This is a genomic window from Paenibacillus sp. sgz302114, from assembly GCF_056120345.1.
Window position 1 is genome coordinate 81,797 of the sequence record NZ_JBVYOI010000012.1, and the last position, 19,758, is coordinate 101,554.

16 protein-coding genes are annotated in these 19,758 nt (G+C 48.6%); 3 read left to right on the plus strand and 13 right to left on the minus strand.

Translation table 11 applies throughout. The features are described from left to right. Positions 1–8 precede the first annotated feature (8 nt). A complete protein-coding gene (locus tag AC0LWF_RS22905; RefSeq protein ID WP_474653853.1) occupies positions 9–929 on the plus strand; it encodes a cyanophycinase in 921 nt (306 codons plus the stop codon). A 61-nt stretch (positions 930–990) separates the two neighbouring features. Here AC0LWF_RS22905 and AC0LWF_RS22910 read toward each other — a convergent pair whose 3' ends face one another. From AC0LWF_RS22910 to AC0LWF_RS22935, 6 genes are all read right to left on the minus strand, one after another. Next, a complete protein-coding gene (locus tag AC0LWF_RS22910; protein ID WP_474653854.1) occupies positions 991–2,013 on the minus strand; it encodes an asparaginase in 1,023 nt (340 codons plus the stop codon). 26 nt (positions 2,014–2,039) lie between these two features. Next, positions 2,040–3,020, minus strand: coding sequence for an ABC transporter ATP-binding protein (locus tag AC0LWF_RS22915; protein WP_474653855.1), 981 nt, complete (start codon positions 3,018–3,020; stop codon positions 2,040–2,042). A gap of 2 nt (positions 3,021–3,022) precedes the next feature. Continuing rightward, complete coding sequence (locus AC0LWF_RS22920) at positions 3,023–4,003, minus strand: ABC transporter ATP-binding protein (protein ID WP_474653856.1); 981 nt, start codon at positions 4,001–4,003, stop codon at positions 3,023–3,025. 12 nt (positions 4,004–4,015) lie between these two features. Continuing rightward, on the minus strand, positions 4,016–5,572 hold the full coding sequence (locus AC0LWF_RS22925; RefSeq protein WP_474653857.1) for an ABC transporter permease: 1,557 nt from the start codon (positions 5,570–5,572) through the stop codon (positions 4,016–4,018). Between the two features lie 12 nt (positions 5,573–5,584). Then, a complete protein-coding gene (locus tag AC0LWF_RS22930; RefSeq protein ID WP_474653858.1) occupies positions 5,585–6,508 on the minus strand; it encodes an ABC transporter permease in 924 nt (307 codons plus the stop codon). An 85-nt stretch (positions 6,509–6,593) separates the two neighbouring features. Next, positions 6,594–8,231, minus strand: coding sequence for a glutathione ABC transporter substrate-binding protein (locus tag AC0LWF_RS22935; protein WP_474653859.1), 1,638 nt, complete (start codon positions 8,229–8,231; stop codon positions 6,594–6,596). Between the two features lie 312 nt (positions 8,232–8,543). Here AC0LWF_RS22935 and AC0LWF_RS22940 point away from each other — a divergent pair, with 312 nt between their 5' ends. After that, positions 8,544–10,613, plus strand: coding sequence for a sigma-54 interaction domain-containing protein (locus AC0LWF_RS22940; RefSeq protein WP_474653860.1), 2,070 nt, complete (start codon positions 8,544–8,546; stop codon positions 10,611–10,613). A gap of 70 nt (positions 10,614–10,683) precedes the next feature. Here the strand turns inward: AC0LWF_RS22940 and AC0LWF_RS22945 are convergent, their stop codons facing one another. Continuing rightward, positions 10,684–11,916 (minus strand): NAD(P)/FAD-dependent oxidoreductase, encoded by a 1,233-nt coding sequence (locus AC0LWF_RS22945; protein ID WP_474653861.1) that lies wholly within the window; start codon positions 11,914–11,916, stop codon positions 10,684–10,686. A gap of 247 nt (positions 11,917–12,163) precedes the next feature. On the opposite strand from AC0LWF_RS22945, the gene AC0LWF_RS22950 reads away from it, so the two are divergent. Then, entirely contained in the window at positions 12,164–12,577 is a 414-nt protein-coding gene (locus AC0LWF_RS22950) for an organic hydroperoxide resistance protein (protein WP_474653862.1), read from the plus strand. 148 nt (positions 12,578–12,725) lie between these two features. Here the strand turns inward: AC0LWF_RS22950 and AC0LWF_RS22955 are convergent, their stop codons facing one another. The 6 genes from AC0LWF_RS22955 to AC0LWF_RS22980 are packed head-to-tail and all read right to left on the minus strand — an operon-like array spanning position 12,726 to position 19,721. Then, positions 12,726–13,844, minus strand: coding sequence for a glycosyltransferase family 2 protein (locus AC0LWF_RS22955; protein ID WP_474653863.1), 1,119 nt, complete (start codon positions 13,842–13,844; stop codon positions 12,726–12,728). A gap of 43 nt (positions 13,845–13,887) precedes the next feature. Then, a complete protein-coding gene (locus tag AC0LWF_RS22960) occupies positions 13,888–15,414 on the minus strand; it encodes a phytoene desaturase family protein (RefSeq protein ID WP_474653864.1) in 1,527 nt (508 codons plus the stop codon). After that, complete coding sequence (locus tag AC0LWF_RS22965; protein WP_474653865.1) at positions 15,411–15,917, minus strand: glycosyl-4,4'-diaponeurosporenoate acyltransferase CrtO family protein; 507 nt, start codon at positions 15,915–15,917, stop codon at positions 15,411–15,413. Before AC0LWF_RS22965 ends, AC0LWF_RS22960 begins: the two co-directional genes overlap by 4 nt. Before the next feature lie 32 nt (positions 15,918–15,949). Next, positions 15,950–17,347 (minus strand): aldehyde dehydrogenase family protein, encoded by a 1,398-nt coding sequence (locus AC0LWF_RS22970; protein ID WP_474653866.1) that lies wholly within the window; start codon positions 17,345–17,347, stop codon positions 15,950–15,952. Continuing rightward, the gene (locus AC0LWF_RS22975) at positions 17,340–18,836 is read right to left on the minus strand and encodes a phytoene desaturase family protein (RefSeq protein WP_474653867.1); all 1,497 of its coding nucleotides are present in this window, start codon (positions 18,834–18,836) and stop codon (positions 17,340–17,342) included. Before AC0LWF_RS22975 ends, AC0LWF_RS22970 begins: the two co-directional genes overlap by 8 nt. A 15-nt stretch (positions 18,837–18,851) precedes the next feature. After that, on the minus strand, positions 18,852–19,721 hold the full coding sequence (locus AC0LWF_RS22980; RefSeq protein WP_474653868.1) for a phytoene/squalene synthase family protein: 870 nt from the start codon (positions 19,719–19,721) through the stop codon (positions 18,852–18,854). Positions 19,722–19,758: the final 37 nt, after the last annotated feature.

Consider the following 19,758-nt stretch of genomic DNA (forward strand, 5'->3'; position numbering starts at 1 on the left):
TTATCGGAATGAGTCAAGGATCCATATTCCTCGGCGGCGGCTCCCTGTCAGCCCATAACGAGAAGATATGGCAAGCACTCCATCGCGCTGCCGGCAGGGGAACTCCGACTATTGCGGTCATATGCTCAGCCGCCGAGAATATCGCTCAGGCTGGGCAAGCTTACTATGAGGATGATGGAGAGTTCTGGGGGTATCAGAAGCTTTTCCGTCATTATGGTTTTTATCCCATATGGATTCCAGTTGCTATTGATGTCTACGAAGAAGCGGCCTATGATGCCGGCCTTGCAGACCTCGTCAAAGGCGTTTCGGCCGTCTGGTTTAATGGAGGCGATCAAGCCAAACACGCGCGTTGTTTGCTTCGTGACGATGGCAGCGATTCGCCTCTGCTGGCTTCGGTTCGCGAAGTATTCAGCAGAGGAGGCGTCGTTGCCGGTTCCAGCGCAGGCGCAGCCATTCAAGGCACGTTCACGTATGGAGAAGGCAACAGCGATGGGTATCGGTCAAGCAGGAAATTGATTGAGAAGTCTATATCGGATATTTCTCTTCATGATCCGAGTGACCCGAATAACGGGGGTTTCACGCAAGGGTTCGGTTTCCTGGCACATTTGAATGCTTGCGTTGATACTCACTTTAGTCAGCGCAGGCGTGAAGGGCGGTTGGCTGTTGCGGTCGAATGCTTAATGACCAATTATGGCATAGGAATAGATGAGAATACGGTCATTCATATTCAAGGCGCGTTTGGCTCCGTATACGGGCAACATCACGTCATGGTTCTTCCTAATCCAATGCTTGCCTTAAATAATGTGCAGGAAGATGTTGTATCTGCGTATGTGCTGAGCGAAGGCGACCGAATCGATTTCAGTTCCTCGCGTGCATGGACCAAGAACGGCCAATCCATTGAGCTCGTCAACTTGAAGCCCGCCAACTAGAGACCAAAGAAGAGAAGAACCTGTACAGCGGATAGTATCCACGTACAGGTTCTTCTGTTTTTTATATGAGACCGGGGACGGCTTCGATCTTAAAAACCGGCTCGATGCTGCCGACTTTCTCATGCCGCCTGTTATAGATGTCCGGAAAGTGATAGTGGAGCAGTTCCTCCTTAGTATTCTCGTCCAGAATTCCGAGCTGGGCTAGTGTTTCAAGCGCCACAGGATAGGCAGCCCGTGCATTGCCATCGTTGATTTTTATGGCGATGCCAATTCCATGTTCCAACGATCCGATGCAATAGACGCCTTCGGCCCCTCCTTTGGCGATGATCCTCCCTTTCAAGGCGTTCATTAAGTCGCTGCACAGTACCTCCGTGCCTCCTACCATATCCGGATACTCCATCATGGCTTGACTGACACATTGCACGGCATTTCGAAGCGAATGCGGAACGATTGCATCGTGGGACGCCAGCATGGCGTAGATATGCGCGAGTTTCTGAAGAGGAAGCCCGAACGTTGGAATACCGCAGCCATCTATTGCGATAGCCGTTTCTTCCGGATAAATGCCGGTCAACTCGCACAGCGTGTCGAGTACCCGCTGCTGCACGGGATGATCGGCTTCATGATAACGGCCGATATCGCTTTGCAGATGAAGGGCCAGCGCAAGCATGCCGGCATGCTTGCCCGAGCAATTGTTATGGATTCCCCGCGGAGCTAAGCCTGCAGCCAGCATCTCCGCGTGGCTCTTCGCATGATAAGGAGCATGCGCGCCGCATTGCAGATGCTCCTCTTCCAAACCCAAACGCCCTAACAGCACGCTAACGGTCTGCACATGGGTCGGTTCGCCGTTGTGCGAACCGCAGCAGATGGCCAGTTCCTTGCCGCTCATGAGGAAGCGTTCAGCGGCGCCCGATTGAACGAGCGGAATGGCTTGCACCGGCTTCAGCGCCGATCTAGCGAAGGTTAGCCTGCTTGGATCCCCTGCGGTATAGATTATTTTCCCCAAGGCATCCACTACGGCGATGTGCCCGGTATGTTCACTCTCGATATATGCGCCTCGTCTAACGACCACCAGCTTCTGTCCCAACCGTATCTCTCCTCTTGTCGTCATTCTCATAGCATATTCGCCTCAATCAAATGGCAGGCCACCCAGTGGTCCGGCGTTGCTTCCCTAAGCTCGGGACGTTCGCGCCGGCAACGCTCCTCCGCCAGTGGGCAACGGGTCGAGAATGCGCACCCGGATGGCGGATTGGCAGGCGAAGGAACGTCGCCGCGCAGAATGATTCGCTCCCTCTTTATTCTGGGATTCGATCTTGGAATAGCCGATAGCAGCGTCTGCGTATACGGATGGAGCGGAGTCGCGTAGAGTCTGTCCACAGGTGCGATTTCCGCCATGCGACCGAGATACATAACGCCGACACGGTTGCACAGATGCTTCACAACGCCGAGATCGTGAGAGATAAACAGGTAAGTTAGCTTGAGTTCATCCTGCAAGTCCTGCATCAGATTGAGAATTTGCGATTGAATGGAAACGTCGAGCGCGGACACCGGCTCGTCGGCAACGATAAGCTTAGGCTTTAGAATGAGCGCTCGGGCAATACAGATCCGCTGCCGCTGCCCACCGGAGAATTCATGCGCATACCGCTGCATGTAAGTTCGGCTAAGACCGCATAGCTCCATCGTCTCGGCAATGAGCCGTTTCCGTTCTTCCTTGGTTCCGATGCGGTGCGCGTGCAGCGGCTCGTGAAGAATCCGCTCCACGGTCAATCTTGGATTGAGCGAGGAATAGGGGTCTTGAAACACCATCTGCATATGCTGACGTTGCTTGCGCATCTCTGCAGCATTTAATCCCATTAGATCGCTGTCCGCGAATGTAATGGTACCCGACGTGGGCTCAATCAGACGCAGAAGGGCCCTGCCTGTCGTGGATTTGCCGCAGCCCGATTCCCCTACGATGCCCAAGGTCTCCCCTTCCTCAATGGAGAACGAAACATCATCGACCGCCTTTACGAATGTATGGGCTTGCCGGAGCAGACCGTCTTTGACCGGAAAATGTACCTTTAAATTTGAAACCTTCAGCAATGTACGGGTCATCTCTACGCCTCCTTCAAGGCCATTAAGCACCGGCAGCGATGGTCAGGCTTAACTTCAATTAATTGCGGATTCTCCTCGCGGCAGCGATCGTCAGCTTGAGAGCAGCGGTCGATGAACCGACAGCCGGCAACAATGGAACCGGCAGGAGGAACTTGCCCGGGAATGGCGAACAGTCGGCGGCGCTTCTCCTCAAGATTGGGAATCGACTGCAGAAGGCCACGGGTGTAAGGATGTTTGGGATCGTTAAACAGCACATCCACCTCCGCTTCCTCCACAATCTCCCCCGCATACATAACAATGACGCGATCGCACATTTCGGCGACTACGCCCAAGTCATGCGTGATGAACATGATCGCCGCACCTGTCTTTGCTTTCAATTCCTTCATTAAGTCCAAAATTTGCGCCTGGATGGTGACATCCAGGGCGGTTGTCGGCTCATCCGCAATAAGCAGTTTGGGCTCGCAAGCCAGCCCCATCGCAATCATGACGCGTTGTCGCATACCGCCTGACAATTCAAACGGATAGCTCTCATACACGCGCTCAGCGTTAGCAATGCCCACAGTATGCAGCATCTCAATCGAGCGCTGCCTCGCGCCCTGCCAAGATAAGACGGTATGCAGGAGAATCGCTTCATCCAGCTGCTTGCCGACCTTGAAGACCGGATTAAGCGACGTCATGGGCTCTTGAAAAATCATCGAAATTTCATTGCCTCGAATGTGACGAAGCTGTTTCTTCTTCATGCGAAGCAGGTCCGTTCCCCCGAAAATGATTTCTCCGCCCGCAATACGGCCCGGCGGTGACGGGACAAGTCCCATAATGGATAGAGAGGTAATGCTTTTACCGCAGCCGGATTCTCCGACGATGCCGAGTGTCTCCCCGGGCTTAATCGAGAAAGATACGCCATTCACAACGGAAATTTCCCTGCCGCCGCTTGCTTTGAAATGGACGCGCAAGTCCTTCACTTCTAGTAAGTTTTCGCTCATCGCCGTCTTCCTCTATTCTTTAAGTTTCGGATCAAGCGCATCCCGCAGACCATCCCCAAGCAAATTGAAGCTCAGCACGGTGACGACGATCGCGGCTCCCGGGAAAAAGACCGGGAAAAACTCCGACATACTGTTGTTTTTCGCCGCGCTTAACATCGAGCCCCACTCCGGAGCTGTTACATCGCCGCCGAGCCCAAGGTAGCTTAGTCCGGCCCCAATCAGAATCGCGCTGCCTACCCGCATGGTCAGGTAAATCAGAATGACCGGAATTGTCCCCGGGAATATATGTCTGACGAGAATGAAGTAATCGGATACGCCGATGGAACGGGCAGCCTCTACATAGGTCATCTCTCTTAGAGATAGCACGCTGCCGCGCACAATACGGGTAAAAATCGGAACCGTAAAGGTGGCAACGGCCAATATAATATTGAGAAGACCAGGTCCCGCCACAGCAACAACGAAGATGGCGAGCAGAATGCCCGGAAACGACAGCAGAATATCCGAACCCCGCGAAATCAGCATATCCGGCAAGCGTCCGTAGTAGCCGGCAATTAATCCGAAAGTGATTCCGAAGAATGCACCGATGAATACGGATACGAAGCCAATTATCAGCGTTTGCCTCGTACCTGCGATAATGCGGCTGAAAATATCTCGGTTCGCATGATCCGTACCGAACCAATGCAGCGATGACGGTCGTTGATGCTTATAAACATCCTCCAGTTGAATACTGAGCTTGGAAGGGATAAGCCTGACGATTGCATCGGACTCACCAACCAGAGCAGCGTCCCCTACAGGTAATACCGCAACTGTAGAGACACTTCCTACCGCTACTTTCACAAGTCCCAAACCTTCGCGAAGAGGGGTCACCGTCCCATCTCCAGTTATCTTCAAGATGTCTGGCGTGAGGGACTCATAGCTCAAGGCAGAGGTGCTTTTCTTCGAGTCAGTCGATGTAACAAAGCCGTTATCCGAATGCTCTGCTTTGCCGGCATGCGCCTCCGCATACGCCGCTACAGCTTTCTTATCTGGGAGCTTGTCTCCGTTCGTCTTAACGCCGGTTATGGCCAGGCCGCCGGTGTCACCTACTGCGAGCGCTTTCACTTCTGGCTTGGCTTCAAGATAAGCGAGCACTGGTTCTGCCGCGCTGCTTGAGACGCCAACTTGCAGCACAGAAGACACCTGACCGCTCTTTAGCACAATAGTTGCCGCGCCTTTTGACACGGCTGTAATACTCACACCTTTCGATGTGACAGCAGCCTTCGCTACTTCGATGTGCTCGCTCTCCCAGGACAGATCCGGAATCGCTGACTCAGAAACCTGCTTTCCGCTGGCATCCGTAACGAGAACCTGAATATCGGTCTGTTTTACATTCGGTCTTGCAATGCCCTTCGCAGCATATTGCTCATCAACCGGCTTATTCGGATCAAAAGGAACGAAGTACGGTCCGAAGATACCTACAAGCACAATAAGAGCGACCAATACGCCTGCTGCGACGGCTACTCGCTGCCGTCCGAACTTATACAGAAACATGCGGATAGGAGAGACCTGCTTAACCCCATTGATGTGCACCTGCGATCCCCCTTACTTATAACGGATTTGCGGATTAAGCAAACCGTAGCTGATATCAACGAGCAGATTCACAACGAGAAACTGAAAGGAGAACAACAATATTAAAGCCTGGACTACCGGGTAGTCCCGCGTCGTTATCGAATCAATCATAAAAGCTCCGAGACCTGGATAGTTAAATACGCTTTCTACAACAGAAGCGCCGCCGATCAAGAAGCCGAACTGTAAGCCCGTCATGGTGACAACGGGAATCAACGCATTGCGGAGAACATGCGTAACGATGATGACGCTCTCCCGCTGTCCTTTCGCTCTTGCGGTGCGCACATAATCCTCCCCCATGACCTCGAGAATGCTGGAACGCGTGAATCGAGCAATGACCGCAGCCACGCCGATGCCAAGCGTCAGCGATGGAAGCAGCAAATGCGAGAAGCCTCCCGCGCCGCCCGAAGGCAGCCAGCGAAGCTGTACGGCAAAAATCTCCATAAGCACGAGGCCGAACCAAAACTCAGGGATACTGAGAAAAGTAACAGCTGCGATCATACCTAACCGGTCATAGAAGGAGTTTCGCTTTACGGCAGATATAATGCCGACAAGCAGACCGAGCAGAACCGCCCAAGCCATTGCGGTGAAAGTTAAAGCGGTGGTCATCTTCAGACGTTCCCAGATTTCTCCCGATACGTCCGTCTTCGTGATATATGACTTGCCGAAGCTGCCATGCGCAACAATATCCCACATATAATGCGCGTATTGCAGGTAAAGCGGATCGTTAAAGCCTTCCATTTCCTTGTACTTCTCGTAGGTTGCCTTGCTAAGCTCATTCCCGTACAGAATTCGGATCGGATCTGACGGGGTCAAATGAATGAGGGTGAATGATATGACGGATACAATCACCAATATCGGAATAATGCCCAGGGTTCTCCGAATGAGATATCGAATCAAGCTGCCCCCTACTTTCTGATTTGTGGTTCTTTCGCTTCACGTCAAGGAAGGATGGTCCTTGGCGAATGGCCAAGGACCTCGTAGCTTATTCCTTCGTCGCGTTATTGACGTCAACGTAGCCTGTCGGGAGAAGCACGACATTGCTAACATTCTTACGCTTGGCAACGATCGATTCGGGCGACATCAGATACAGCCATGCAGCATCTTCATAGACAATCTTCTGCACCTTGTCGTAAGCCTCTTGCGCCTTGGCCTTGTCTGCTGTTTGCAGTGCTTCGTCCAACAGCTTGTCGACTTCATGGTTGATATAGAACGTATCATTGTTGTAGCTAGGCGGGATACGCGTCGAGTGAAAGTTCGGCCGAAGACCCCAATCCGCTTCACCCGTCCCAGGCGACCAGCGGCCGATATACATATCAATGTCCTTCCCGGCATCAAGCTTATCGAACAAAGTACCCGATTCCATCGGGACGACCTTCGCTTTGATACCGATTTTAGCGAGCTGAATGGAGACGTTCTCGGCGATGGCAACGAACTCCGTATCATTCCGTGTCCAGAGCGTCGCATTAAAGCCGTTCTCATAGCCGCCCTTCTTCATCAGTTCTTTGGCTTTTGCAAGATCGAACTCATATAGCTTCTGAGCCGAGTAACCAACAACGTTGGGTGCAATCGCCGAATCAGCGATACGGCCGTAGCCGTTCTCGACCTGAGCAATCAACTGCTCCTTATCAAGTGCATAGTTCATTGCTTGACGAACGTCGAGGTTATATTGCTTCAGCTTATTGTTAGCGCCAACGTAGAACACGTCCATGCTTGGCGTTTTACTGAGATCGAGCGAAGCATCATCCGTCAGCTCCTTCGCGCTTTGGGACGGCACGTTCTTTACGATATCCAGCTCTCCGGTCTTAATCATGTTCACTCGGGTGCTGGCTTCCTTGACAGGAACGTAGGTGATGCTCTCAAGCTTGGCTTTATGTTCGGTATCCCAATAATCGTCAAACGGAACAACCTTTACGTATTGACCGTCCTTCCATTCCGCAAATTTGTACGGTCCTGTACCGACTGGATTGCGGTCTAGATTGAAGCTTTTGTCGGCTTTCGCTTTCTTGATTATTTCCGGAGAGAGTATCGAAGCTGCAGAATGCGTCATATAAGCCGCCATAGCAGAGTTCGGTTCTTTGGACGTGATGGTCACATGCTGATCATCCGAAACGGTGATGTTGTCGATGAAGGAGAAGAAGCTTGCACGAGACAGTTCGTTTGCTTCGTCCCGAACGTAATCCAAACTGTCTTTGACGGCTTGAGCGGTTAGCACCGAGCCATCATGAAACTTCACATTCGGACGAATCGTGAACGTAATGGATTTGGCATCTGGGCTTAGTTGGTACTCCGTTGCCAGCGAAGGTTGAATGTTCATATCCGGGTCCAGCTTAAGCAAGCTCTCGAACATGCTGCCTTGAACGCCTGTCGAATTGCCATCCGTTGCATTGTACGGATCCATAGACTTGGGCTCCGCTTCAATACCAACTCTAAGCGGCTGCAAGGTGGCAGGTGCTGTCTCTGCATCTGATGCCGTTTCCGGCGTCGTCGTCGAGCTTGAGTTCGAACTCGAGTTCGAAGCTGCATTCGTTTGGAGGTTGTTCTCTTTGTTTCCTGTTGGTTTGTCGCTATTACCGTTGTTGCTGCCGCATGCGGCCAAGACGCTGAGACATAGTACGATCACGCAAACCAAGCTCCATGCTTTAAATGACTTTCTCACCACAATCTCCCCTTCTCCTTCGTTTAATGTCAATAATTCTAACTCAATGGTGTGAGATAATAACGTTCTATCCCCGCCTTTTATGTACTAGCAAACTCCGTGCCAGAATGATTGGTATTCAACAAATCTTTTTTAAATTATCGTTAAAAAGAGATTAGCTGCTTTAAAGACGAATGGCAAATCGTCTCTAAGCATTGTTTTTCCGGTATTGGTTCTTTAATGGTTCTTGTTGGTTGTTTAATGTGGCGATATAATTGTATAAATGGAGGGGTTCAATTGAAGAAGGAGATCATTCTACTAGCCGGCACGAAGGGTACGCGGATTGCGCTTGTCGCACAGTTAATAGACATCATTGGAGATTTTATTGAAATCCACAGTTACTCGTTGGAAGAAAACATGCCACCCTTACTCGAGAATAAGCTGATTATCGTTACTTCGTATCTCTTGAAGGAAGAAGTAGCCCCCTTTATCGGAGACCACTGCAAAGTATTTGTCGTCAAACGGATCGTCAACTACGAATCTTTTGAGAAACTGCTCAACCTGCCAACCGGAACCAAAGCGCTGTATGTCAACGATAATGCCCAGAATTGCTTAGACTCGATTGCGATGTTGAAGCAACTTGGCATTAATCATATCGATTACATCCCTTATTACCCTGGTCGGTCCAAGGTAGAGCCCATCCCGCTTGCCATTACGCCGGGTGAAAGCGAGCTCATTCCTGCATTCGTAGAAGAGGTTATCGATATTGGTCCGCGACTAATCGACATTACGAGCATTATGGAAATTCTCGCTTACTTCGATGTGCTTGGCGAACGCGGCGGCATCATCGCCACAAGCTACACACGCAAGATTATTGAGCTTACGAAGAAGCTTGCGCAAACCAATCGCGAAACCGAGAAGCTCAACAAACATATTAAACGCGTTCTCGACGGCGTAGATGAAGGTATTTTGGCCGTAGATGCAGAAGGTCGAATTACGGTCTTTAACGAAATTCTAGAATCCGTTCTGAAGGTCTCTGCGAGGAATGCCATTGGCCGCATGCTGAAGGATGTCTTGCCAAGCGGTGAACTGGTGCGATTCATTACGAGTGACAGCAGCGACGACAGTCAATGCTTCACCTTAATGCAGAACGAATTTATCGTACAGCGGCTTGCTCTCAAAACTGAAAATTCCATTGTAGCCACATTCAAAAATTTGAATGAGACCATTAAGATGGAACGCACGCTCCGCAGAGAGCTCGTTAAGAAAGGCTTCGTCGCCAAGCATGCATTTTCGGATATTATTGGCTCCAGCAACGCATTAGTGCATACGAAGACAGTAGCAGAAAAGCTCGCTAAGACAGACTTGTCCATCCTCATTGAAGGCGAGAGCGGCAGCGGCAAGGAGTTGTTTGCAAGCGCCATCCACCTTGCTTCCTATCGCAGCAACGGTCCCTTCCTAGCCATTAATTTCAGTTCCCTTCCGGAAGACCTTATGGAGAGCGAGTTGTTCGGTTACGAAGACGGAGCCTTTACCGGTGCTAAGAAAGGCGGCAAAACCGGTCTATTTGAGCAAGCCAACGGAGGAACCATTTTTCTAGATGAGATTGGAGACATTAGCTTGAAGCTCCAGGCCCGGCTACTGCGCGTACTTCAAGAGAAAGAAATTATGCGAATTGGAGGCGGCAAAATCATTCCGATCGACGTTCGAATCATCGCTGCAACCAATAAAGACCTGCTGGCCATGATTGATATGGGAAAGTTCCGAGAGGACTTGTACCATCGGCTGAAGGTTCTATATCTCCATCTGCCTGAACTGCGACGTCGCAAGGAGGATATTCCGCAGCTCATTCGGTATTTCATTCAAATGAATGGAAGAAACAGCGTCAAACTTCTGCCCGAGGCCATGAGAAAACTAGAAGAGCAGCCGTGGTATGGCAATGTCCGCGAACTAAAGAATACGATCGATTATATGCTTGCCGTCTGCGAAGATCAGACAATAACGATGAGCGATCTGCCTGATACAAGTTACTCCCCTCGCCGAACAAGCGCCGTGAAAGGAGAATTGGTCTATCGAATTAACGATGGTCTGCCCCCCTCGGCTCCCCTCCAGCTGCCAACCTCCGGTGCGGTGGATGAAGAGGAACTGCAGCTTATCCTGCAATCGGTATATCGCTTTAACTTGGAAGGCGAGCCGGCGGGCAGGAAGAGGATTGCAGAGTTGTCCAGCACTTGGAGAAAATCGTTTACAGAGCAACAGATTCGCCATCGGTTTGATATGCTTGAGCAGCGGGGTTTCTTGATCTGTTCACGCGGGAGAACCGGTGCCAGAGTGACACCGGCCGGGCTTGAGTGGTTAAATAAGTAAGGGAATTGAGCGTGGACAAGTCGGTGCTTAACCGATTGCAAGACCTATTCAATACAGCTTTCGCATTGTTTTACTTTGATGATACGGAGAGCAGCGGACGATCTGGCAAATAGAGTTTTAAATCAGGACTACTGCCTGTGACAATATCATCTCTTATAAGTTTTGATAAGAGTTGGCTGTATACAGTACCGTTGTCGCCAACTGCAAATAGGAAATAACAGCAAGGATACTGATCATAAACGCCAATGATGGGAAGACCGTCCACCGATCCGCCGTAAAAGGCGGCCAGGTAGTATTCGGGTACTACGTTGATATCAGGAAATAGCTTATTAAATTCCTCGATTAGCTTTTCCTTCTTATGCATTAACTTGCTGTCCCGGTCCTCCGGATAGGTCGTATTGTCATCTAAACCTCCTATAATGATGCGGTTATCTGCGGTTGTACGCATAAATAAATAAGGACGAGCGGTCTCCCATAGCAGTGTGCGGTTATACCAAGTGGAGAAATCATCCACTGGATTCGTGGTTACGGTGTAGGTGCTTACAAATGAAACCATCTTCTCCTTTCTAATGTCCATTCCTTCATAACCTGCAGCGAAAATAACCTTGCGTGCTGTAATGGAATATCCCCCTTTTATAGAAATTTTCATGCAGTCTATCTCTGCATCATAATGATGTCCATTCATTTCAGTATTTTCGAATATATGAATATTTCGCTTAACGGCATAGTCAAACAATGCATGAGTGAACTTATAAGGATTAACTTCTCCATCATCGTATGAATAAATGGCAGCTTCTCTGCTAAAAGGGTAATTACGTTCAATATCCTCTTGGGTCCAAAAAGAAAGTTCAAACCCATGCTTTTTTAATAACTCATACTCCTTCTGCAACCGGACGATATCTTCTTGGCAACTGGCAGCATATAAAGTATCTCTTCTTGTAAATTCGCAATCGATATCCACCGTATTTGCAGCCATTTCAATTTCATTGATTGCTTGTCGCAATAATTGCAAATGACGGCCAATGTAGCCCTCACCAAAGGTATGAATTAAATCGGTGAACATTTTCTCCCCGGAATATTGAATCAGTGCAGTATTCGATTTTGTACTGCCATGTCCAATTTTACCCTTTTCAATAACAACGACATCTAGGCCAGAATCAGCCAGATAATACGCACATTGTGCAGCGGAGCTCCCTCCACCTATAATTAAGACGTCACACTTCAGGTTTCCCTTTAAGGCAGGGTATGAGGGAGCATCGAGAAATGTAGTCGGCCAGTAGTACGTTCCACTTTGTAAGTTCATCGCTTCCTCCTGTTATTTACAGTTCTAAAAAGGATCGAGTATGTACATACATTGAGATATCCCCAACACCTTTTTTTATATTTTGTGATTATTTCTGGATTTTACTCGAGAACAATCAATCTAAAGAGGTCGCGTGTAAACCATTCGTAGAAAAATACAACTTTGTAAGCAACTGTTGATTTAACGAAAAAAGGGTAACCTATAATCAAGCAACAATATTTCGTAATTTCAGGAGGAATTTGGAACAGTGAAGGAGCTTTATTCCACAAGCGTTAAAGCGATTGGAGGCAGGAACGGCAGGCTGGAGTCGAGCGATGGCATGCTGCTCCTGAATGTAGTACATCCGAAGGAGCTCGGAGGACCGGGAGGGGCAACCAATCCCGAGCAGCTGTTTGCGGGCGGATACGCGGCATGCTTCGAGAGTGCGCTGAATGTGGTGTGTCGGGAGCGGAAAGTGAACCCCGACCGTACAGAGGTGACAGCGCACGTAACACTGGGCAAAGATGAAACAGACCATTTCAAACTTGCGGTCAAGCTCGACATCGCCTTGGCTGGCGTGGACCAAAATACTGCTCAGGAACTCGCCAAAGCAGCTCATGATGTATGTCCGTATTCCAGAGCGATTCGCGGCAATATTGACGTTCAATTAAACGTGGTGTAAAAACATCGAGATAACAGATGCGCTGCACATCGCACATTGACGAATAACAAAGGCATCCGGCCGAATAGGTACGGGTGCCTTTCATTTTCTGATTTAGGTTGCATTCTTCATAACTTGGATTAAGAAAAGTGTGGTTGTACGAGCGGCATTACACATCGATTTTACGGCCTTTCCAGCTTACCGAATGCAGAACATGTGCCCGGAATAGGGAATATAGGTGTATGGCCGAGAAAAATAAAAACAATAACGGATAAAATAAGAATATCCATCGATTGAAATTGCCGCATCTGTGTGCAAATCGCATCATCTGTAAAGCATACGCCGCGTACAACAGACCACTGAGCACCATGGCACCTGAATTGAATGCCGTAATGGAGGAAATGAGGGCTGCAGTACTCATAAAGCCGCCGGTAATCCAAAGGATGGTCATTGCCATCACAACCGGATGGGTGGATTTTGAACCAACGGCAAAGCTTTTGCACCATCCTTCGACAAGACTGCGCAAACCTTCCGGGTACATGCGAAAATCTATTACACCGCTCCCCCCCATACAGTAAACAGGAAGGTTATTATCCATGAAGGCCTGCCCCAGTGCCAGATCATCCATCACGGCGCCCAGGATTTTGTGATGCCCCCCTGTCAACAAATAATCCTTTTTATTGCACACGATGCACGGACCAAAAGAGCCTGCCGCTTTAAAAGCTGGCCCCCAGATTGTAAATACATTCATGCCGACAAACACAATTACGTTAAAAATGGCCGATAGATTCTCATATAATTTATGCACGGTATGATGGGGCTGCAGGGATAAAATCCCCCTAGCGCCTTTTCGATGATAGAATTCCAATATCTTGAACAGGCTGTCAGAATCCGTGAAAGCAGTATCCGCATCCAAGAACAGAAGCCATTGCCCTTTCGCATGCTGAGCACCGTGCCAACAGGCCGTAGATTTGCCTGATCCTGAGTCCACTGCCTTGTTCTGGAGAACCTTGGCACCGAAACTTCGGGCAATTGCGGCAGTATCATCTGTCGAATGATCGTCAACAATCAGAACCTCGAATGACCGGTAATGCTGCTCTTGCAATGAACGCAACAGCGGGGAAATCCGACCGGCCTCGTTTCGGGCAGGAATGATGATGGATAGCAGCGGGAACAATTGACCGTTTTTCTCAATTGTCTTGATAATTGGGAACGTCCAGAACATGAAAATTCCCACTAGAAGAGCCAGTGAACCGATGATAAGATTGATCTCTTCTGAAACGGTCATAGCCATTTCCTCCTCAAAATAAATGAATGGCATTCATGCCGCTTCACTTCACGCTATAATCGAATACAATTCCTTGATCATCCTGCATCAGTTCCTGTGCGGCAATTCTAGCCGATAGTAGCACAATTGGAACACCAGCGCCCGGATGCGTGCTGCTGCCGGTAAAGTACAGATTGTCGCAATGTTTCGCCTTGCTCTGCGGTCGCATATGGTTGCTCTGAGACAAGATCGGCATCAGACCGAAAGCGGCGCCGTTATAGGCGTTGAACTTTGACTCGAAGTCGCGCGGCGTGATGCAAGTTTCAGTGACGATTTCCTGTTGTATATTCTCAAACCCGCGAATTTTCGTTAATGTGTTTAGAATGTAGGTTCGGTAATCCTGAATCGTTTCCTCGTTCCATTCATAACTAGCCGAGGCAACATGGGAAACCGGCATCAGAATGTATAAACCGTCTTTACCCTCGGGGGCAAGCGAAGGGTCCATTTTGGAGGCGATATAAACATAAAACGACCCATTGGTCAGTTTGTTCCCTGCAAAAATATCATGCAGATTTTTTTTCAGATCCTCGGTAAAAATAAAATTATGAACATGCTCGATTTCCTCGTACTTTCGGTTCATGCCCAAATAGAGCAGAAAACAAGAGCAAGAGTATTTCATTTTATCGATCTTTTTATCCGTAAATTTACCTTTCGTTACTCTGTCTTTGACTAGATGTTTCATGGCGTATGGGAAATCTGCATTGCATACTACAAAATCCGCAGAAGCCCTCTCCCCGTCTACGATGATGCCGGCCGCTCTGCGATTATGAATGTCTATTTCCTGCACGCTTTTGTTATAGTGAATGGTCCCGCCCAGCTCTTTGAACAGCTTTTCCATAGCTTGAGCCATGGTATACATACCTCCCTTGATAAACCATACTCCATACATAAATTGGATCATAGGGATCATGGTGTAAAACGACGGGCTTTTAAAAGGTGAGATGCCAATGTACAAGGTCTGAAAGCTGATCATCTGTTTTAGCCGTTCATTCTTCATATATTTGCTCGTAAACCGGTCAGCCGTATCGAACGTCTTCAGTTTCAAGGCTTTCCTCAGCATGGAGAAGTTATAGAAATCTCGTGATTTACGGAAGGGTCTTTGGATAATGTTGTGTTTGGCGACCATAAAGCGTTTATAAATTTCGTGCAGATAGAGAAAGAAGCCCTCCATATCCTCTTCGCTGATCTTTTCAATCGTCTTTGTCAGTTCCGCAAGATCGGAGGAAATGTCGAAAGGCTCATCTGGAATATCCTTGTAATAAACCCGGTACATCGGGTCCAATCTCTCCATGGGAATGTAATCATTCGGATTGCGGCCGCAAAGCTCGAAAATTTCCCTGTACAGCTCCGGCATCATGACGATCGTTGGCCCCAAATCAAACTTGAACCCCCCCGTCTCGATCCGATTCATTTTCCCGCCCGGCGAGGCTTCTTTCTCAAAGATTTCAACCTGATACCCCGCATGCTGCAGTCTTATAGCGCTGGCAAGCCCGGCGACGCCTGCGCCAATAACAATAACCTTCTTGCTCATGTGAATAATCCCGCTCCCATTCTATTCGTTCTTGCTGTAATCGCATCGATGCGCCCGCGATTGTATCTCTGCACAATGATAAATGGCAAGTTGAACATCACCGCATACAGGACCATGACCCAACCCGCCCATAAGGGGTTCCATAAGAAAAACAACGGTGCAGGCACCATAGACAGCCAGTGGGTCAGCTCCGCACGTTTCGTTTCCGCTGCAAATATAACCAAGTCGTTTGCTACGGTACCATGCAATTTCTTCTTGCCATAACCTTTTTTCAGAATCGCGGTCCCGTCTATCAGATGCCCTTTCCATCTTTTTACGCGAAATAACTGCTGCCAAAGCTTACCTGATTTCTCCCATGCAAGGAGCCGAAACCAGACACTGTCTTGCAGAAAATACGCCAAAGGAAGCTTCAAGCAACAGACGGAAACAATGACATGAAAAAAAGCCCAAGCGAATATGTCGATGCTAACGGTCCAATAGACAGGAAACGATAATGGCGGCACATGGAATCCTCCTAATGATCTCTATTGTTTCCTTACAACAGCCATTTTCTAAACTTACGCACGATAGCCATATCCTGATCGGTATAGGGCGGAAATTTCTCGGATACATGCAAGTAGCGATACGCGTTGTACTCGGTCTTCTCATATCCGAAAGCTAGAAAACCCGCCTTGCCGTGATAGCTGCCGTGTCCGCTGCGCCCAACTCCGCCGAACGCAATACGGGGATTGGCGCCATGATGGATGACTTGATTGATGCTGACCGTGGTCGATCGCATGTATTTTTCGATCAGTCTAATGTGCTGCTCGTTCTTGCTAAACATATAAGCGACCAGTGCATCCCGCTGAATTATCTTTTGATCTAGTAAGGCTTCCAGGTTGCTATAGGGAATGACGGGAAGAATAGGACCAAAAATCTCCTCCTGCAGAATGGAGCTGCCTGGCTGAATATCTGTTATTACGGTTGGGGAGATGAATAAATCATCCGCATCGTAAGCACCCCCTTGCCGAACTTTGCCCTGCTCCATAAAATGCAGCAGTTTTTGAAAGTGCCGGTCATGTGAAATGCTCGCATAGTCCTTGCTATCCTTGGGAAATTTCCCGTAAAACTCGACAAGCGCAGCACCAATTTCCAATAACGTTCTTTCATAGACCGCTTCATGCACGAATAGCGTGTCCGGCGCAATGCAGGTCTGGCCTGCATTGAGAAATTTGCCCCAGACGATTTCCCGGATAGTTTCAGGCGAAAAACCCGTCTCATCCAAAATGCAAGCGTTCTTGCCGCCGAGTTCCAATATGACGGGAATAAGCTGCTTGGCAGCCTGCTGCGATACGGCCTTTCCTGTCTCCCCGCTCCCTGTAAAAAAAATGAGGTCAAATGGAAGGGTCGTCAATAATTTCGCAATTTGCCTATCCCCTGTCACAACGGATAGGATTTCAGGCGGAAACGTTTGGCTGACAACCTTTTGCAGCAGTTCGCTTGTTGCTGCCGCATGCTCGGATGGTTTGATGACGCAACGGTTTCCCGCTGCAAGCGCGCTGATGGCCGGCATCAATGCGAGTTGCAGCGGATAATTCCATGGGCCAATGATAAGAACACTGCCGTAAGGACTTCTCTTTGAGCGAATCGCTTCTATGTAGCCGAATTTGAATTGATAGGATCGCTGAGGTTTCATCCAATTCCTCAACGACCCGCATACATGCTCAATCTCATTCAACAGAAGTGCAATTTCGAAAGAAAATGCTTCAAAAGCAGGTCTTCGCATATCGGAAACAAGCGCTTTGATGAATTCCGCCTCATGGTCAATCAGCATTTGTTTCAAGCGCAGAAGCGTGCTTCTCCTCTCATTCACTGAAGGGACAGCACGCCGGAGAATATCGTCCTGCTGATTTTCCAATAACGCACGCAGCGCAATACTCTGCTGATCAACCATGGGTCGCATCCCTTTGCACGATTTTATCCCGTACCTGCTGACCGCTTAATGTCACCATAGGCATGCCGCCTCCCGGGTTTACCGTTCCACCGACAAAGTAAAGATTGTCGTACCTCGTGCTATGCTTCGGATGCTTAAACCCTTTATTTTTCTTGCGATCGGATAATGTACCGTAGATGGCTCCCCGGTCGGATCCATAGATTCGTTTGATATCTTCCGGGGTCCATACATCCTTGGTCACGATGTTATCGCGCAGTCCCTCCAGACCCATTCTTTCTAATTTCATCAGCACCAATTCGGCAAAACGATCGTAGTCCTGCTGAGTAAGCGGTTTATCCTGAATATAGGGTATATGCGGCAGGACCTTTAGATTCTCATATCCTTCGCTTGTCTGCGCGGGATCTGTTTTGTTGACGTTCACCAGATAGATGATCGGGTCGTCCGGCAGCTCGTGGCGGTGAAAGATTTTATCCATTTGCCGCTTCATATTTTCAGCAAAGAAGAAATTGTGATGTGCTAGCTGCGGGTATGTTTTCTTCACGCCGAGGTGCATGACAAGACCCGAGCTTGCCGGTTCATATTTCTTTTTCAATTTATGGATGAAAGGCTTCTCTTCCTGAAGCAGATGCTCGTAGAACGGGATGACCTCCATATTGGAAATGTAGTAGTCGGCCGACAGTTCTGTCCCGTCTTCCAAAAAGGCCCTGGTGATTTGACCATCCTTTTTCTCGAGCCCGACAATACGTTTGCCCGTATGAATCGACACGCCTGTTTCCTCTGCAAGCTTCACCAAGCCGCTGGCGAGCAGGTGCATCCCGCCAGGGACGTACCACAAGCCTTGCTCATGCTGCATATAGATCATCATGTTCAGAACAGCCGGCGCATCGTAAGGAGAAGAACCGACGTATTTGATGAAATAAGAGAGCATATCTCGCAGATCCGGGTTGCTTATTCGTTTCGCAATAGACTTATGTACCGTGGAAAACAAGTCGAAGTTCTTGAGCGCATTAAGCGCGCCATTATATCGAGCGATATCTTTGGTGTTGTCAGCTCCATGCTTGAAGTAGCCTTGTTCAGTCATCTCGTATAATTTTTTGGAGTATTGGAGCAGCTTACCGTACTCTAACATATCCTTCTCATTCAATGAGGGATTCTTCGCTTTCATCTCTTCAATATCTTCATAGAGATCCACAATATTGCCATTCGGGAAAAAGGATCGCCACTGATGGTTCAATTTTACAGTCGGGACGTAATCCATCATCTTCTTACCGCTTGCAGCAAATAGCTTTTCAAAGATTTGCGGCATCGTCAGAATGGATGGCCCGAGATCAAAGCCAAAGCCATCTTGCTCTAGCCGATTTAATTTGCCGCCTATATGATTGTTCTGTTCGTATAAAGAAACGCTATAGCCGCTTTGGCTGAGCGATATGGCAGCAGACAGTCCGCCAAGTCCCCCGCCGATAATCAATACGCTTTTTTGATTCGACAATTCAAACAACACCTTTCACACAATCTGGGAGAAGCTGCTAATGTCAGCGCCGATCTTGGCCATCTTTTCTTTCGATACATAGTTGCGCTTGGAGAAACAATCATAATTGCTGCCTCTTACGGCATCCAATATGCTTCTGTACACGCCTACAGACAAAGAAAGAGGCAGCCTGCTGTCAGCATCAAAGAGATTTATGCTCCTATTGAAATCGTCGTATAAGGATTCTGCATGTTTAGCTAGACTCTCCCACAATCGAATAAAACTTTCCGTAATGAGACCATGGCGTAAATCCGCTTGCGTATACCGGAAGCGTTCCATTTCTTCTTCGGGCAAATAAATCCGTTGCTTGCTATGTAAATCTTCGCCAATGTCCCGCAGGATATTTGTTATTTGCATAGCGATGCCTAAATGAATCGCGGATGGACGCAAATCGGCAGTCGCTTTGGAAGCCAGGACTGGTAATAGCATCAAACCTACCGAGCCTGCAACATAATAACTGTACCGTTCAAGCTCATGCATGGTTTTCGGAACGGAAAAATTCAAATCCATCCACTGTCCCGTTAACTGATCGTAGAATGGTTGAATGTCCATTTCATAGGCAGTAAAAACGCTTCTGAGCGAGCGCCACAGGGGATGATCTACCTCCGCCCGATCCCTGAATAAATCGAGCTCTTCCTTTAACCGCTTTAGCGCCGCGAGCTTCTCCGTATGCGGTTGACTCGAATCCACACAATCGTCTGCCGTTCTGCAAAAAGCATAAATGGCGTAGACAGCATTGGCTTTTTCCGGCGGAAGCTGCGAAAAAGCATAATAAAAGCTTTTAGAATGTTTTTTGATAATGGTTTCACAATAGGCAAAATCAGCTTGCATTTGCTCTGTGTCCATAACGACCCTCTCCTGACCCTGGGGGTACTCAATAATC

Bases quoted from the DNA above. Each gene is read 5' to 3' on its own strand.
- AC0LWF_RS22960 (WP_474653864.1), bottom strand. From the start codon at position 15,414: ATGAGCAAGAAGGTTATTGTTATTGGCGCAGGCGTCGCCGGGCTTGCC.
- AC0LWF_RS22920 (WP_474653856.1), bottom strand. From the start codon at position 4,003: ATGAGCGAAAACTTACTAGAAGTGAAGGACTTGCGCGTCCATTTCAAA.
- AC0LWF_RS22980 (WP_474653868.1), bottom strand. From the start codon at position 19,721: ATGGACACAGAGCAAATGCAAGCTGATTTTGCCTATTGTGAAACCATT.
- AC0LWF_RS22970 (WP_474653866.1), bottom strand. From the start codon at position 17,347: ATGGTTGATCAGCAGAGTATTGCGCTGCGTGCGTTATTGGAAAATCAG.
- AC0LWF_RS22945 (WP_474653861.1), bottom strand. From the start codon at position 11,916: ATGAACTTACAAAGTGGAACGTACTACTGGCCGACTACATTTCTCGAT.
- AC0LWF_RS22955 (WP_474653863.1), bottom strand. From the start codon at position 13,844: ATGACCGTTTCAGAAGAGATCAATCTTATCATCGGTTCACTGGCTCTT.
- AC0LWF_RS22915 (WP_474653855.1), bottom strand. From the start codon at position 3,020: ATGACCCGTACATTGCTGAAGGTTTCAAATTTAAAGGTACATTTTCCG.
- AC0LWF_RS22905 (WP_474653853.1), top strand. From the start codon at position 9: ATGAGTCAAGGATCCATATTCCTCGGCGGCGGCTCCCTGTCAGCCCAT.